A 16,513-nucleotide genomic window follows, 5' to 3' on the forward strand; every position below is an offset into this window, starting at 1 on the left:
TGTAATTTATTGATAAGATATACTATATCTTGTGCTTATTATTCTATATGAACTATTTCAAAAAATAATTGACCGCGGTCAATTTCAGATAAATTACTCTCAAGGAGGCAATATGACAAAAGATAATTGTGTCCACAAGGTACCACTATTACAGAACCTTTCACCATCAGAAAAGGACTTAATTTACCCACTCATCCATCACAAAACGATTCAGAAGGGCGAAATCGTTCAATCTCCTGAAACTGAGGCACAGCTGACCATTGTGGCTTCTGGGCAACTAAAAGTTTATAAACTCAATCCCAATGGTAAGGAACAGCTGATTCGTATGATCCATGAAGGAGAATACGAGGGAGAAAATTACATTTTTGGTCTCAAAAATCAGTCCATTTATATTGAAGCGGTTTGTGAAAGCAGAATTTGCTGCTTATCTCAAAAGTCTGTCAATGATATTCTCACCAACTACCCTCAAGTCGGCTATCAACTCCTACAACTCAATGCTCAAAAGACCGTTGCTCTAGGAGAACAAAATCAACTTCTGGCTATTGATGACATAGAAACACGGATTGCTAAATACCTGATTAGCCTTTCTCAAGAAAAACACAATGGAAATCATATCACCATTTCCATTCCCCTAAAAGAAGTGGCTAGTTATCTGGCAACTAGTCCTGAAACCATCTCCCGCAAGCTAAAACACCTAGAGGAGACCGACCTTATCCAGCGCCGAGGACGACACATCCAACTCCTAAACAACTTTTGGCAACGCTTTGGAGTTAGTTGACAATAAAAGCAGTAAAAAAGACTCTTGATTCTATCCACTAGAATACCAAGAGTCTTTTTGTAGTTTATTCATAATTTCCTTAAAATCAGCGTAAGAACTTCTACTAATACCCAGAGCTCCGCCGACTTTGGTAAAATGTTGTTGATACTTATAAACATACCATCATTGAGATAGCACATAGAAAATTGATAACTTTGCATCTCAATAATTCTGTTTCAAATCATTGATACAAATCAATATCCTTCCAAATCTCATAATATTTTTCATTAGGATTGACGGTGGAGTGACATTTATCATCAAAGATAAAGGTGTATTTATTGTCCTCTGTGTAGGTCTGCCAATCGATACCATCAACCATTCCAGGACGACCATACTTGCAAAAATGTACGAAAGCACCATGAAAATCCTGGTGAATCTTCAATAAGCGTTTTTTAGATGTGAATTTATTAAACAGGAACATCGGCCCCACCCAAGTGTCCAAGCCACTGCAAATGTCCACCCCGTGCGTTGCTCCTAGACCTACTAATTTACATAAAAAGGGTTCAAGGTCATAGCGAAATTGGTAAACAGTATTGTGCGGAGATTGGGCAATATCACAACTAATGCTTCTAGCCCAAAACATCCGATCTCTGCTAAATGCTCGCATGGCTTCCTTCTCAGATAAATCAGAATAGAGGTCTTTTAAGACTGGAAGCAAATCCATCCCTTGATTATGCGCCAGCATGTCCTCTATTTGTGACCAAGAAGTTGGCGTCATTTTCATCATATAGAATAAATTTCCCTCATCTCGACAAGTCCCAAAGATACATTTGACCTGACTTGAAATGCCTTTTTCCATAGCCTCCCAAGGCGTGTAGGGAATCAAGTCATCAATCACAGGACCCGAAACCAAAATACATAGTGAAAAATAGAGAGTCATCCACAAATGACCCTCTATTTTTCTGTATATCTGTCTAAGTCAGCTTGCAGCAGCTCATAATCATTAGCCGTTAAGTAAGTTCCCTGACTTGCCACGACTAGACTAGCTGCTTTATTGGCAAAGTCTAGCGCCGAGGCGACTGATTGTTCTTTATCGAGTGCTGCAAGGACGGCTGCGACATGGCTGTCTCCTGCTCCGATAGTATCGACGACTTGGCTCGGGTAGGCAGCTGCTTCATACCAAGTGCCGTCATAGGCGACCGCACCGTCTGCCCCCTTGGTCACGATGACGAGAGCCTGCGTTTTGGCATAGATTGCCTTAATGGCTGTGTTTAGCTCTGCCGATTGTCCCAATGTCATAGCTTCCGCTTCATTCAAATGAAGAATGGGGGACATGGCAAGAAGCACAGCCATTTTTTTAGGAGCGATGAGACTAAGACGAGGGCCAGGCGCAAAGACAATCTGTCCAGTCAACTGCTTCAAGGCTTCAATCAAGGCCTGACCCGTCTCTTCCTCAATCTCCAAGCCACAGATATAGATATAATCGTAGGCGAGCTTGGGCAAAGTCGCTAGCCAAGCCTTGTCAAAGCCATACTCCACCCCGTGGTCAGACAGAAAAGTCCGCTCACCGTCCGACTCAACAAAACAGTAGCAACAACCATTTGCCCCAGCAAGACGAAGAGGTAAATCAAAGCCTTGCTTGCCCAATTCACTAGCCACAAAGTCACCATAAATACCTGACCCGACTGGTGATAGAAAATCAATCTCCGCACCAACCTGCTTCAAAAAGCGAGCGACATTATAAGCACAACCACCCACCTGCCAATGCTGAGACTGAATATGCGCATCCCCCTCGCGACTAGGCAACCGGTCCAAATAAATCATAACATCACACACTGTCGAGCCAATCACTAGGATGTTGGCATTAACTTTGGTCTTCATCTGGTAACTCCTCAATGGTATAAGTTGTGTAGCCCTCATAATAGTAGGATTGGTCAATCCCCTTCGTGTAAATCTCGCGACTATCAATCGCATCGGTCAAAGCTCCCTTTAGCAGATACTTAATCTCAATATCGCGAATAGGGCTGCGCTCCATAGCCAGCAAGTAGTCCTCCTTATCAATGAGTGACCAATCCACCACCTGATGCAGTTCTTGTTTAAAAATCAAGTCCAACCAAATGCGCGTGCTCCGCCCATTTCCCTCACAGAAAGGATGAGCTACATTCATCTCGACATACTTCTCAACAATCTCATCAAAAGTTGATTGAGGCATCTTATCAATATAATCTAAAGAAGCCGACAAATACATGACTGGAGCAAAACGAAAACCGCCTTTGGAGATATTAACATCACGAATCTTACCGGTAAAATCATAGATATCCTGAAACAAGTACTCATGGATATAAGCAAGCCCTTTGAAAGTCCCAACTTCTGCTAGCTCAATGTCTCCAGAATCGTAGAGTTCCTTCGCTTTTTGCTTAGTCATTTTTTCCTCAACACGCGCTAGTTCTGATGATTGAGTGATGTTTAGTTTGTTTTTTAATACCATAATACCTCTTCTCTAGCTAGGTTAAATTATAAAATAATGATGAGTCATTGCTAGAAGATGAAGTCTGCCAACCATCTAGCGACTCCATGACTCGGCTAATATCAGCAGAATCTAAAATAATGTGCGCACCAAAAATATCATTCAAAATTGAATTGACAGGATAATCCTCTTGACGTTTTGAAAAACGCTCAATCTTATCCAAAATACTCTCCGATGTTTTCACACGGTAAAAATATTTAATATAATCATTGATACTCTCATGCAAATTGAGACGATAAGCTAAAATCGCATCCGTTGGAACTTTGGAGAATGGTTGATTTAAGTTAATCTTTTGTAAATGGCTGTACTCCTCAAAGAAAAGTATGTGTAGCTTGTTTATTTCTGAAATCAAACGTTCTACTTTATCTAACATACTTATCCTTTCTAAAAATATCACTCTCCAAACACATCATCCACTAATTCCTGCATAGTTCCAGACATTGCGGCTTCGGTGCTATCTTTTTGAACAAAATTCTTACGACTAATCGTTTCATCAATATTTCCAAAAATGAAATTGGTCGCAATACGGTAGATGATTTCACTCGGTGCCAAACCATAAACCTGATTTTCCAAAATATGTTTCAAACGCTCATGGTCGTTTGGAAATTCTGCTTTAATGATTGGACTGTTATAAAGTCGTTTAACAATCTCTGTAATGTAAAGCCCTGATTTCATGTAGGGGTCAAAGAAAGTCTTGCTAGAATCATCATAAATCCCAGGATTTTCACTTTCCAGTTCCGTAACCATCTTTTTAACAACTGCTTTCGGTGTGAAAATCTGATTAGTCTTTTGAGGGGGGATATAATCGAAAATGTCTTCCTCAGTCTCTTCAAAATAATTACTTAGCTCTGCCTTTTTACGTAAAAATTCTTGAATGGCTTCGTTGAAGGTTGACTCATCAAACAGATGTCCTGCAAAGGCTTCTCCCTCAAGCAAGCCGCCATCGCGCAAAAGACTGAATTTTTCAACCGTGATACCCGTCACTTCATGAAAAACATCTGGATTGACTTTGCTATCAAAGTTGGCAAGTGTCAGCGATTCATCACCATAAGCCATAATGAAACTAGGAATCGTTCTAGCAAAGCCACGCAAGTGAGCGCGGACATCTTCTTCAGCAGTTTTCTTAACCTTAGTCGCCTCTTTAACTTCTTGGTCATGAACCAATTGTTTTGGCATCTCACGCGCCGTCTCTTCCAACTGCTTCTTAACAGATTCCTTATAATCTTGGTCAATTTCTTGACGCTTGGCTTCATAACTTTGCTTGATTTCTTCCTGTTTAGCCAAATCATCTTTAGCTTCTTTGAGGTTATTAGTCAATTCTTGTTCCAGAATAGACTGGTCTGTTTTTCTATCATGCTCTAAACTAGCCATTTGTCGAGAAATAGTTTCTTCAATCTGTTTGTTGAGAGTCTTTTCCTCACGCTTGTTGAGTTGATAGGAACTCTTTATCTCATCGGCATAAGCATCCGCAAATGTTTTAGCAATGTCTTTGACAAATGAGCTTGTCTCAATAGAGTCTTCAACTAGCTGGTCAACATTAGACTCCAACTCGTAAATCTTTGTACCAAATAAAACCTCCTGCTTATTGATAACCATTTCTTCTGAAACGGTAACATCTCCATTTTCATCAACTGACACTCCTGAAAAATCAAGCATGCCATCTGTTTGACGAACCTTGCCTTCTTTTTCTTCTGGTAAACTTTCTAAAATATCAAGTACAGTCTGAGAAGCTGAGAAAATTCCTGAAATATTATCAAAGAGGAAATTAGACATAAAGCCACGTTTAATGACTTCTTGTGCTTTAATCTGACGAGGAATGGTCAAGACTTGACTGGCATCTACTTCCATCATCTGACCATCACGATCTTCCGCAATGACTGGGAAGAAATTCAAGAGACGCTTAATATTCTCTTCACGACCAACAGATGTGCCACCGCCGCCAGCAGTAGCGATTGATAAATTGTTGGCAAATTCATCAAAAATAATCAGTGTGCGTTCAGGAGCAAAGTCGAAAATATAGGCATTTTCTTTCTTGTAAGTCTTATCACCTTCCTGACAAGTATAAGGATTCTGTGCACGAAAAGCAGCTTGCATGTATTGAGCAGGTGATTTGAGATTAGACAACATAAGCACGGCTGACCATTCTTTGATGGTCACACCAGTCGTCAACTGACCGACTGACAAGGTAATGGTTCGGTCAAATTCCTTAACAGCTTTACGAACCTTATCTAATGATTTCTGACTGCCCAAGGTGCTATCGTTATTATCATCCTTGCCATCACCAGCTGCTAAAATAATCTCATAACGTTCAAAAGTAGGATGTTCTTCCAACTTTTTCTTCAAAGCCTTAGCAGAGGCAACACGGTCTAAGAGCCAGAAGGTGTGTTTTAATTCATCACGTAATTTTTTAGTTGAAAATGGGTATTTTTCATTATGAGTAAGGGTATCTAACCACTTATCAACTTCTGCATCATGGATAAATTTTCCAGAATCATTGGTCGCAAAGAATTCATTAAGGTCAAAGGCAAAATCAACAGATGATTCACCCAAATCTGCTCCCTGTTTGACATCATCGATAATCATCTTAGACATCTGATAAGTAAACATATTGAGTCGTGGCAAGTCTTCATAAGGATTTTCGTCTTCTTGCTCGGCATCCCAAGTCATTTTAGCTTCTTGCTCATCGGCATAAGACCAGTTATAAATCTGCTCTTGGTCAAACTTCCCTTGCGCCAAAGCTTTAAAAGGTGTACCTGATAAATGAAGCGTGTATTTTCGGTCAATACGGTCAAAAGCCTTATCGGTCTTAAAGGTATCAACGCCCTCATGCGCTTCATCAATAACCAGCATACCCCATTTCAAATCCGCAATCCATTTTAACTTATCATAAGCACCGCCAAAATAGACAGAACCCTTTAAATCTTGCAGACTAACAAAGGATAAGAGCCTTACATTATCCGCCCCTGACATGGCAAGAGTTTTAAAGTTATCATAAGATAAAGGCGAACGGTTTTTGAGACTATCAGATTCTGAAACAAACTTATAATCAGTCTTCCCTGCTACAAATTGGTCAAAATCATCATACCAAGAGTTGGCAATGGCTGGACGGTTAGTGACAATCAAGACACTTTGCAAGTCCATCTGCTGAACCAAGTCGTAAGTCGATAAAGTCTTACCAAAACGTGGCTTAGCATTCCAGAGATAAGAATACTTAGTCAACTTTTGGTAATGTGAGTTAGGATTTGCCTCAAAGTAGGCCATCGTTTGGGAAACAGCTTGCGCTTGTTCCGCGCGTAGAACATAGTCAGACTGTTTACCCTGCTGGGTTTTAGAGTAGTCCTGACCGACAAATGAATAATAGAGCTCTTCTGCTCTCTCAGGATGACCATTGAAATAGAACCATTCATGCCCTGCTTCACGTTCAATATCGTGCTTGGCTAAATAGCGATGAAAGGCATGGTCACGGAAATACTTACCAGACTTTAGAAAAGCTGGATGCACCCATAATTTTTGGTAATCAAGTCCCGCTGTGTGGGTTTGTTCCTTGATGCGCGTGTCGGCATCACGAATGGTATCGCCAATCTTAATCCAGCCATTATGCTTAGGATTATCTGGTGTGGTATAAGCGTAGATAACAGGCTTAATCTCACGGTTGACATTGACTTTGTCACTGGTTGAAAAGGTCATAAGTTTTAGTCCTTGTAATCAATTCTAAAATAATCGAGGTAGGCTTTCATCTGGTCTTGACAACTTAAACAAGTATCCGTCAAGAAACCATTGTTGTCGCCCCACTCAGATAAACCACGGTAATAGTAAGGTTTAACTTGGTCGGTAATAATAAAGGGAACCAAGTCTAAGCGAAGCATTTCCTTGAACATCGCTAAGCGCCACACACGACCATTCCCATCTGAAAAAGGATGAATACGCTCAAAGGTCACATGGAAGTTTAAGACATCCTCAAAACTAGGAGCAGCTATTCTATGATAATCTTCAAGAAGTGCTTGTATATGGTCAGTAACATCTTCTGGTGCGGATGTTTCTCTAAAACCAATCACATTAGGAATAATCTTGTAGTCACCTACTCGATAATGGTCAAGTTTTGACTGGCTAGTCCCTTTTTCCAAAATGGCATGATAGTTTTTAAACCATTCTTCTGTTAAAGGCTCCTCTACACTGTCTAACATCTTATCAAAAGCTTCAAAGTGATTGAGGGTTTCTAAAATATCATCAAGCTGGATAAATTCATCACCATCAAGCCCCACACTATGGGTCTCATAAATATAGCGCGTCTGCTCCTCTGACAAACGACTCCCCTCAATGCGATTGCTATTGTAGGCAAAATCAATCTGCAAGCGATGATAAATCCCGCCTAATACCTTTAAATCTTTTTCTTCACGTAGTCTTTCTAATAATGACATCTTACTCCTTTGTTTTTTTCTGCTCTTAAAATTTCATGGTACAATACTAGTAAGATAACTTATGACGGAGTAACGCTGGGTCCCAGAAAGGGGTAGGTGCATAAGCACTGAGCATTCCTATGTGCCTGGGGTTATCTTTTTTATTTTGTTTATTCTATCCTTTCGATAAATTTATCGGGGGTTCTGATTCCTTAAATAATTCAATTAGGATTTTCACTATTTCTAGTAATCTCACCCTTAACTTCTAGTTGTTCATTAAGCCAATATAAACCATCCCACTCACTATAAATTTGTCCGTCTGGTTTATTTTTGAAATATTGTTTTTCCCCTAAACAAGTCCAAAACATACGTAAATTATTCTGGATCAAAAACGTTTCTAAGTAATCCTTTCGAATAACTAGTCCATTTATAGTTTTTGTAATTTCCCCATCAAATGCAATTAAATCCCCTGAGGGACTATAGTAGTAACCATCATATTCTTCTTGTCTCAAATTTAATTTTTCAACTATTGCAGGACAAGGAATATCAAATGATATAGCTTCTTTTTTAGAATAATCATATTCTTCTTCCCATAAATAATGAACATGCGCTGGTAGCACTTTTGCAAGTAGACGTTTAGGCTTGATAACCCTCTCTATTTCCTTCTCTTGAAAAATAATTTGCTCATCTTCAAACGAATCTCCAATAAATATGACATCTGGAACTGAAATACGTTCAATAATTTCTTCCCCTGTCTCAACTTCGTAATCACACCAATAATCCCCTAAAATATCATCAATACTCGGAGACCATGCAAATTCTCTGTTAAATATTTGATAAAGAGAAGATCTCCCCTCTGGAAAATTCCTTCCCCAGAAACGTTTAGTTTGAAGATTTTCTTTTAACTTGTCAAACTCATTATTAGATACAAAATAAGCCTGTACAATACGCCTAATTCTTTGTGATCCCTCTGGAAATCCTAAACCACTCTCATATGAAGAATCATTTTCATACTTAATTTCTTTGTGCTGGTATAACAGCATCCACTCTATACCATCCTTATCCTTATATGATAAAGGTTCATCAAAAAGATGTGCTTTATTTCTAGCCCATTCTTGAATTTGGACATCTAAACCTGCAATATCTTCAATAAAATCTTCATTCGGAGATACTTCAAATTTAGGAAGACCATCACTAGGTTTCATGAAATGATAATTCATAGTCGGATCAAAGTCACGAACATAAGGTTCCCAAGCACCATTGTAATCTTGGTCGGGGGTGTCTCCCCAAGACCTCACCTTGCTATTATCTGATACTCTAGCAAGTATGTGATAAAATGCAATCCACTGATATTTCTTCCCGATTCTCTCAATAGAGGAATTTCGCGACCTATCTAGTGTAAATACTCTTGATGTATCATATTCAGAAAATAGTTCATTTGAGTAGCCTAACTCGTCCCTAATATACTGCATTGCATAATGATAAAGGTTCTCTATATCTGTATCCTCAAAGTCATTGAGAGCTGATTGAAAGGTATATCTTCCAAAATCGCCATACATTCCAACTCCTTCAGGTTTCATTGAAATATTAATCCCGTTGAACCCATCTTTTTTTATACTTGGGTCATTGTATTCTTCAAATGTTACTTTAGGAATCTCTAAAGATTTGTACGGAGGAATTACTTTAGAATACTCTATTTTTTCTTTATCCAACGAAAACTCAAATAAATATCTCTCAATAATTAGCCTAGCGTAATCCCTCAATAAAATATCAGGGTAGACAAACTCTTTATCAAAAATACTTGCATATACAAAATCGAATAATGATCTAAACTCTTCATCAAAACAGTTCGTTCTCTTTACACAAGCACCAAATACAACTCCATAAAGTCGTTGAATAATATAAGGATCATTGATATTCTCAAACTTTCTCAAGATGTACTCGCAAAGCTCAAAATTATCCTTCAATAACTCAATCATTGCTTTTGAAGTAATATCACGCAACCTTCTATTTGAAGATGCTAATAACCATGTAAATAAAACCAACAATAACTTAATTTTATTTTTTGAAAGATTTTCGAATCTTTCACCACTATCAAATAGACTAACTAACTGAAATATTCTATCTTCCTCAGAGATTAAATGATTGACAAAAGGTAACCAGAAACTATCTCGCTCATTCAACTTTTTTCCAAATAAGATCTTATGTAGGAATTCAGCGTTCAGTGGATTATTGTCTTTAGTACTATTTTCTATCAAAACCATAAATATTTCGTTATGGTTAATTGGATAGTTATTAACGACTTGTTTGAATACCTCTATATTTATTGTTTGATATGGTCTCCAAGAATAACTTTTTATATATCTATTTGCTAGATGATATTGGTCATTCTCATCAGTTAAATTCTCTATTATTCCAATACAGTCATCACTAAACTTTTCAGAGCAGAAATAACACACAAATACAAAAATATCTATATTATGGAAATTTTCAATTTTGCCATCCTCAATATTTAGCAGTCTTTCGTTAAGATATATTTCCAATTCTTTTTTCTCTGGAAAAGAGTTTATAATTGATTTAGCTTTAATGTAATCCTCAAAGAGATTATATCCAAAAGAATATACTTCTTCGCCTTTTAGAATAAAGCTATTTAGTATACTAGATTGATTTAATGCAGTGATTATGGTAACTTTTTTATCAAGAATTCCATAGTCCATCCAGAATTCTAACTTAAGTAGTTCCTTTTTTGTGATGTAGTTACGGTCGTTTTCTAACTGGAATTTTGAAATTTCCAAAAGAAGATCTTCTATAATCTTACTTACCCCAGAAAACCCGAGTTGATCTTTAATTTCTTCATCAACTATCGTAATAAGCCGTTCAAACATTTGGAAAATATTCATCTCTTCGCCAGTATAGGTTTTACAAAATAGGGTCAGAAATAAAGGATTTATCATCTCATAGCTTAGCAAATCTGATGGAGAGAACGGAATATTATGATAGTTTAAAAATTCTTTCGTTGCTGTAACTGATTCATCTCTAAAACCATAATGAATCAACCGTAAAATACTTCCATCAGATATTTTCTTCTTGACACTATCTTCAAGAACAGGTTCTTCATAACCACTTCTGATGGAAAAAATAAGTTTTATATGTTTTCTTTTTTTTATCTCTGAAATAAGCCTACTTATTCCGTTTTTCCAAACTCTTTTTTCAGGTGTTTCATTGATGGCATCAATAAAAATATGAATATCTTTATTTTCATTATCTCCCAGTGTATCAAGAATCTGTAGAAAATCAGAAAAGCCATATTTAAGATTGAATCTCTCAATAATTTGTGAAGAAATATCATTACCCTGTAAATAGTGATGTCCTAATAACAATAGAGCATAACCATCATTATCAAAAATTTCTTTTGTTTCTGTTGCAAATAACTGAGATTTTCCCATGCCAGCCTCTCCGGTTACAAATAAAACCTTATCGGTAAGCAATTTTTTCTCTTCGTCAGAACATCCAAAATGATCTATCAAATCTAATACATAATCAATATCACGAACTTTATAATAAATTTTATTTTTACTCTCGGTATCTAAATTTTCGTTTGATTCTAACTCGTTATTTAATCTCCCCCGTTTATCCATAAGATTTTCAATATCTTTAGACAGATATTCTTTTATTTCAGAATTCCAACTAAAATAACTGGTAAGATTATCTGCATTAATATCGTCTAAAGTTGCGATAAAGTTCTGGATTTTATCAATTAAGGTAGAATATCGGAAGTTAAATAATCCTTGTAAATCAGAAATAAGTTCTAATTTCTTGTCGTTAATCGCAGATAATGACTCCTGATTCTTCGTAAATAAATCTAACTTTCTCTTCGCTTCAGTTTCAATATTAAATCTTGGATTATATCTTTCTCCCAATGACTCAAAGGAGAGTTGGTTATAATCTTGGAACCATTCTCTTGCTATATTGTGTTTTTCAAAGAAGAATAGTTGTAAATCAGTGAACTGCATGACTTGCGTAATAATTTCATCACCACTAATTACTTCCAATTTGATTCCAGCATCACTCAGAGTAGAGTTAATCTTTTTATATCCCTCACTAGTAGACTTTAAATTATAATTACAATAGAGATAAAAAGTTTCAAGTTCACCTTGATAGTATTTGACTGCTTCATCAACAGAATGTTGAATTTGTTTATAATCTATTCTATTTTTAAAATATTTAGATTGAAAGCTAATTTTCTTTCCCGTTTTTGGACTATAAATTGGAGATATCTCAATCCCTGGATGGTTAGGATCTGATCTAAAAGTGAAAGTATCATCGAAAAATTGACGTTTAAACAATATTCTACACAATTGCTCAAAACTAGTTCTTGCATCAGGATGTACATATTGAAATTTCTCCCAATTTATTTCATTTCCCATTAACTAATCACTCTCCTTTAAATATATTTACTCCATCTCTTTCACTTTTTCTTCAATAAAATCAATTTCTTCTTGGGATAGGTTATATTTTTTATAAAGTTGGTGGTCAATGTCTGCCACTGATTGTGACCAATCAATATCTGATTTGACCGTAAAATCTTGGAGGGGAACTTTTGCCCAAGTTGCACGCGAATTATGCTGTGTAGCCTTTAATACACCCAATAAAGTTCTAGCAAACTTTGTTTTGATGTATTTTAACAAGTTTTCAGCTTCAACAATATTATCATAGCCACCAACAGTTAGAAAAGTATCAGTATGCCCGATTAGGGGTTCCCCGATTAGGGGTGTAGAGAGCACTTCACCTATGGCGCCGCTTCCATTTGCTTCGGGAACAAAAACTTTGTATAAAAATAATGTTTCAGGTGAATTGATATACTCTTTTTTAATATATCGATAAACCCTAGCAGTTCCTATACGACCTAGCAATCGTATATAATCATCCTCATCTTCAACTTCATTTGGAAATGCAAATTCTAAACTCACTAATGACTTAGATACAATTTTACTCTTCGTCCCTTTTCCTTGGAGTTCTAGCGCTTCTGGAAATTCTTCAAAAAATAAGTCACTAAATCGATAAATTCCTTGTGGCTGAACAATATCAGAAAAAGGCAAAAAATCTTCTCGTCTTTCAACTTTTCTGACGATTGATGTCAATTCACTAAAGACTGTAAAAGTTTTTATCGGACCAAGTAACTTTGAACTATCTCTATATGTTATTGCTACACCTGCTTTAATATCAGTATTTGGAAAAACATTACTACTTTTTTGCTCATAAAAAGACACTTTGAGATGTTCATCATTCAGCATTTGCTTATTCCAAGGCTTAGGTGTCTGACCCGCATCAAATAAAAATCTAGCTGGTGTAATTAAACAAACTTTATCTGCAATATCATAATTAGAACTCATAAAATTATGATATATTGGCTCATCACGAGCTTCACCTTCTTTTTGATACGGTGGGTTCCCAATAACAACATCAAATTTCATTTCATTTTCTCCGTTGGCTAGGCGCTCAAAACCTAGCATTTTCTTTGTCTTCCAATTTTTGAGTTGTGTTTTTATATCTGTCTTTTCAACGACTGCTACATCATCAAAGAGACTGAGTTGCTGGCTTTCTACTTGGCTCTCTTTTGCTGGACTAATGTAGTTCAGTCCGTCCATTTGAAAAAGATTGTAGGATATTATGGTGGCTATTTCTTTTAGCTGAGCTTGGCTAGCTGTTTTGTCAAATTTAGCTTGGTAATAATCTTCAAAGGTTAGGAGTAAATTTTCACGCGCCAGAAGTAAAGAATCTCCCTGCCACTCGTAACCATAGGACGCCTGATAGGCTTTCCTAACTAGCGCCAGCCATTGTTCCTCATCAGAAACTTCTTTAGAGATGCGTGCTAGCTTTCGGTCTAAAAAGCCAACCCGCTCACTCAAGGGGATAAGGTCGCCTGAAACGGCATCATAGCGGGTCACGATATAGGGCGCTTCACCGCAGGTAATCTCTAGCCAACTGCTAGTGACGTAGTCCTCAAAGGGGAGGCTATTAAGATCTTCTTCCGCAAAGTCCGTTTGTTTTTTGACCAACCAAGTGGGAGTGAAGACTTCAGCATTAACCTTTGTTCTAGCCTTTTGCTCACTTCGGGTCTTTTCAGACCGGGGCTGAATAAGCTGGTCATAAGTAGCTAGTTGTTTGACCGTGATGGGGGAGTAAGACTCAAAGCCCTTGCCAAGATAGTCGTAAGAGCTGGTGCCCCAGACGATATTGCGCTTAGTCGTCCTGTCTTTTAGTAAAATCTTTAGAATGTCTGGTGATTGCTGATAGAGTCTGCGCTCATCTAAATCAACCGCTTGTGATAGTATGTCCATGCAACCTCCGATATAGGATATATACTACTCTATTTTACCATATTGATGGCTGATCCCCACAGGTGTGAACAGATTTAGAGGTTGGTATCTTCAAATCTATTCAGATTCAATTTGAAAACTATAGTATTTTTCTAAATCTGCTCGGATTCACTCTAAATACTACTGTATTTTTCTAAATCTGCTCGGATTCACTCTAAATACTATTGTATTTTTCTAAATCTGCTCGGATTCACTCTAAATACTATTGTATTTTTCTAAATCTGCTCGGATTCACTCCAGAGACTACTGTATTTTTTTAAATCCAATCAGATTCACTCTAAATACTACTGTATTTTTTTAAATCCAATCAGATTCACTCTAAATACTACTGTATTTTTTTAAATCCAATCGGATTCACTCTAAATACTACTGTATTTTTTTGAATCCAATCAGATTCACTCTAGATACTACTGTATTTTTTTGAATCCAATCAGATTTACTCTGAAGACTACTGTATTTTAGGTAAGTCCGACACGATTCACCCAAAATACACACCAATTATTTTCTCTCTTTTCAGATTTTTCTGAAAAATACCTTGCGCTTACATTACTTTCTGTGCTATAATGAAAGTCCTTTCACTAAATACTTTGATTGTCAAATGATTTAGCGGAAGAATTAAAATATTTTTATGAGGTACATCAATTGACGCAAAAACTTCATGTCGGAACGCCAATTCATCACTTTCAACTCCCTGAGTTTACTCAGTTCATCTCTTCTAGCTTAGCTAATCTAAGCAAAAAAGAGATTTCTTTAGGGGATGACATCATCGTCACCACTCAAATTGCTAAACTCAAACAGCAATTGCCTGAACTTGAGAAACTCATTAAGCTGGAAAAATCAGCTGCTAACTCTCTGACTGCTTCTCAGGCTGACAAGACCCGAGACAATGCGCTAACGGCATTTTTCCAAACTGTGAAAGCTGGTACAAAGCACCCCAACGCTGGCAAACAAGCTGCCGCAAAAAGCCTTTTGGAACTCATCAAGACCTACAATGGTATTCAAAAGGAAAACTACGAAAAAGAGACTGCTCTAGTCACAAGTTTACTTGCCAAATTAGCTAGCGACCCTTACCAAGAGCATGTCGAAACCCTTGATTTAGCTGACTACGTCAAAGGAATCAAGTCTAGTCAGGACATCTTTTACGATGTTTTCTTGAATAAAACGGATATGACTATTAGTGAGGTAAGACAAAAGGGCAAAGCCCTCCGTCAAAACATGCAGGCAGATTACGCCCTCCTCTACAGCCACCTCCAAAACCTAGTCACCTTTGACCCAAAGAGCGATTACAAGGCTATGCTAGAAGCCTTCAACAAAATTCGCATTGAATACACTAATATCATGGAACGCAAACAGAAAAAATCAGCAAAGAAAGCTGAAAAGACTGAAGAACTAGCTGTCGCTGGTGAATAAATAGATAAAGAAGCTCCTAATCGTGATGATTGGGAGCTTTTGTTGTGGATAATTATTAGAAAAAGCCCCTGAGGTCCATTTCTCAGAGGCTTTACTCATATTGTTTGTTTAGGGCGAGACATCTTTCACTTCCAAACCATAACCAAAGTCCCCACGGTTATCAAAACAGCCCCGACCAAAGACTTAGTCGTAAAATCTTCGTGAAGAAAGAGGTAGGCAAGCACCAGCGTCAGGACGACACTTAGTTTATCGATGACGACAACCTTTGAAGCGTCTCCCATTTGCAGTGCGCGGTAATAGAAAAGCCATGAGGCACCCGTCGCTAGCCCTGATAAGATGAGGAAAATCCAACTTTTACGACTAATATCTCCCAAACCAGTCTGGGCATTGGTGATAAAGACCATACCCCAAGCCATGATGAGGACAACAATCGTCCGTAGAGCCGTCGCCAGATTAGAATTAACCCCGTCAATCCCAACCTTAGCTAAAATGGATGTCAAAGCTGCAAAAACAGCAGATAAAATGGCGAATATAGCCCACATTTAATGTTCCTCCTATTTGACTAGACCTTCTACAGCTTGACTGTTGGGCAACTGTTCTAAGATGCGACTAGGAATTAACAACTTAGAGTGAACAAAGCCCCCTCCTACGACCAATTCCTCTTGCTCTAACAGAATGGGGTCATACAAAACTTGATAGTCGCTGGGCAATCCAGTCGTAATAATAGACCCAAACATCATTTGCGTAGCCTCAGTCACCAGCTCTAAATCGGCAAAACTTACCTGGGAACTATCCAAAGCACGCTTGGTGGGACTTGCTGTATTGGCACGCTTACCGTATGGGACCAAAAGCGCAGCATATTTCACCATATCACCACGCCGCACCTCAACGACAAGGCAATTCACCTCCATGTCATAAGGAATATCATAAGCCTGGCTGAGCTTATCGCCATCAGCATTGGCAGGGGCAATCTCTGCAACCTTGATAGCCTAAAAGTCATCTAATGTTTTGGCATTGACCAATAGCTGAGCTGGAACCAAAT

11 protein-coding genes and 1 pseudogene are annotated in these 16,513 nt (G+C 37.7%); 2 read left to right on the plus strand and 10 right to left on the minus strand.

Annotated features, from left to right (window positions below):
- Positions 1-112 precede the first annotated feature (112 nt).
- Positions 113-778, plus strand: a complete 666-nt coding sequence (locus IYQ92_RS01015) for a Crp/Fnr family transcriptional regulator (protein ID WP_195674904.1) — start codon at positions 113-115, stop codon at positions 776-778.
- A gap of 220 nt (positions 779-998) precedes the next feature.
- Here the strand turns inward: IYQ92_RS01015 and IYQ92_RS01020 are convergent, their stop codons facing one another.
- The 8 genes and pseudogenes from IYQ92_RS01020 to IYQ92_RS01055 form a co-directional block, all read right to left on the minus strand.
- Positions 999-1,697, minus strand: a complete 699-nt coding sequence (locus IYQ92_RS01020; protein WP_195674905.1) for a carboxylesterase family protein — start codon at positions 1,695-1,697, stop codon at positions 999-1,001.
- A gap of 14 nt (positions 1,698-1,711) precedes the next feature.
- The gene (locus IYQ92_RS01025; RefSeq protein ID WP_195674906.1) at positions 1,712-2,638 is read right to left on the minus strand and encodes a PfkB family carbohydrate kinase; all 927 of its coding nucleotides are present in this window, start codon (positions 2,636-2,638) and stop codon (positions 1,712-1,714) included.
- A complete protein-coding gene (fic, locus tag IYQ92_RS01030) occupies positions 2,622-3,245 on the minus strand; it encodes a protein adenylyltransferase Fic (RefSeq protein ID WP_195674907.1) in 624 nt (207 codons plus the stop codon). The genes IYQ92_RS01025 and fic overlap by 17 nt, the downstream gene beginning before the upstream one ends.
- 64 nt (positions 3,246-3,309) lie before the next feature.
- Positions 3,310-3,657, minus strand: a pseudogene (locus tag IYQ92_RS01035) (GTP pyrophosphokinase); the annotation flags it as partial.
- Between the two features lie 20 nt (positions 3,658-3,677).
- A complete protein-coding gene (locus IYQ92_RS01040; RefSeq protein ID WP_195674908.1) occupies positions 3,678-6,971 on the minus strand; it encodes a DEAD/DEAH box helicase family protein in 3,294 nt (1,097 codons plus the stop codon).
- 5 nt (positions 6,972-6,976) lie between these two features.
- Positions 6,977-7,702: a Fic family protein gene (locus IYQ92_RS01045; protein WP_195674909.1), complete on the minus strand. Its 726-nt coding sequence runs from the start codon at positions 7,700-7,702 to the stop codon at positions 6,977-6,979.
- Positions 7,703-7,902: 200 nt separating this feature from the next.
- Complete coding sequence (locus IYQ92_RS01050; RefSeq protein ID WP_195674910.1) at positions 7,903-12,108, minus strand: hypothetical protein; 4,206 nt, start codon at positions 12,106-12,108, stop codon at positions 7,903-7,905.
- A 27-nt stretch (positions 12,109-12,135) separates the two neighbouring features.
- Entirely contained in the window at positions 12,136-14,022 is a 1,887-nt protein-coding gene (locus IYQ92_RS01055; protein ID WP_195674911.1) for an Eco57I restriction-modification methylase domain-containing protein, read from the minus strand.
- A gap of 681 nt (positions 14,023-14,703) precedes the next feature.
- On the opposite strand from IYQ92_RS01055, the gene IYQ92_RS01060 reads away from it, so the two are divergent.
- Entirely contained in the window at positions 14,704-15,471 is a 768-nt protein-coding gene (locus IYQ92_RS01060; protein ID WP_195674912.1) for a DUF6261 family protein, read from the plus strand.
- Positions 15,472-15,596: 125 nt separating this feature from the next.
- On the opposite strand, the gene IYQ92_RS01065 is transcribed toward IYQ92_RS01060, so the two are convergent.
- A complete protein-coding gene (locus IYQ92_RS01065; RefSeq protein ID WP_195674913.1) occupies positions 15,597-16,013 on the minus strand; it encodes an EamA family transporter in 417 nt (138 codons plus the stop codon).
- A gap of 12 nt (positions 16,014-16,025) precedes the next feature.
- Complete coding sequence (locus tag IYQ92_RS01070; protein ID WP_324253040.1) at positions 16,026-16,457, minus strand: YbaK/EbsC family protein; 432 nt, start codon at positions 16,455-16,457, stop codon at positions 16,026-16,028.
- Between the last annotated feature and the right edge of the window lie 56 nt (positions 16,458-16,513).

The sequence above is a fragment of the Streptococcus sp. HF-1907 genome, from assembly GCF_015594605.1.
In the GTDB taxonomy this organism is placed as follows: domain Bacteria; phylum Bacillota; class Bacilli; order Lactobacillales; family Streptococcaceae; genus Streptococcus.

Excerpts from the sequence above, each read along its gene's own strand:
- IYQ92_RS01040 (WP_195674908.1), bottom strand. The coding sequence starts at position 6,971 with ATGACCTTTTCAACCAGTGACAAAGTCAATGTCAACCGTGAGATTAAG.
- IYQ92_RS01045 (WP_195674909.1), bottom strand. The coding sequence starts at position 7,702 with ATGTCATTATTAGAAAGACTACGTGAAGAAAAAGATTTAAAGGTATTA.
- IYQ92_RS01020 (WP_195674905.1), bottom strand. The coding sequence starts at position 1,697 with ATGACTCTCTATTTTTCACTATGTATTTTGGTTTCGGGTCCTGTGATT.
- IYQ92_RS01065 (WP_195674913.1), bottom strand. The coding sequence starts at position 16,013 with ATGTGGGCTATATTCGCCATTTTATCTGCTGTTTTTGCAGCTTTGACA.
- IYQ92_RS01015 (WP_195674904.1), top strand. The coding sequence starts at position 113 with ATGACAAAAGATAATTGTGTCCACAAGGTACCACTATTACAGAACCTT.
- fic (WP_195674907.1), bottom strand. The coding sequence starts at position 3,245 with ATGGTATTAAAAAACAAACTAAACATCACTCAATCATCAGAACTAGCG.
- IYQ92_RS01055 (WP_195674911.1), bottom strand. The coding sequence starts at position 14,022 with ATGGACATACTATCACAAGCGGTTGATTTAGATGAGCGCAGACTCTAT.
- IYQ92_RS01025 (WP_195674906.1), bottom strand. The coding sequence starts at position 2,638 with ATGAAGACCAAAGTTAATGCCAACATCCTAGTGATTGGCTCGACAGTG.
- IYQ92_RS01050 (WP_195674910.1), bottom strand. The coding sequence starts at position 12,108 with ATGGGAAATGAAATAAATTGGGAGAAATTTCAATATGTACATCCTGAT.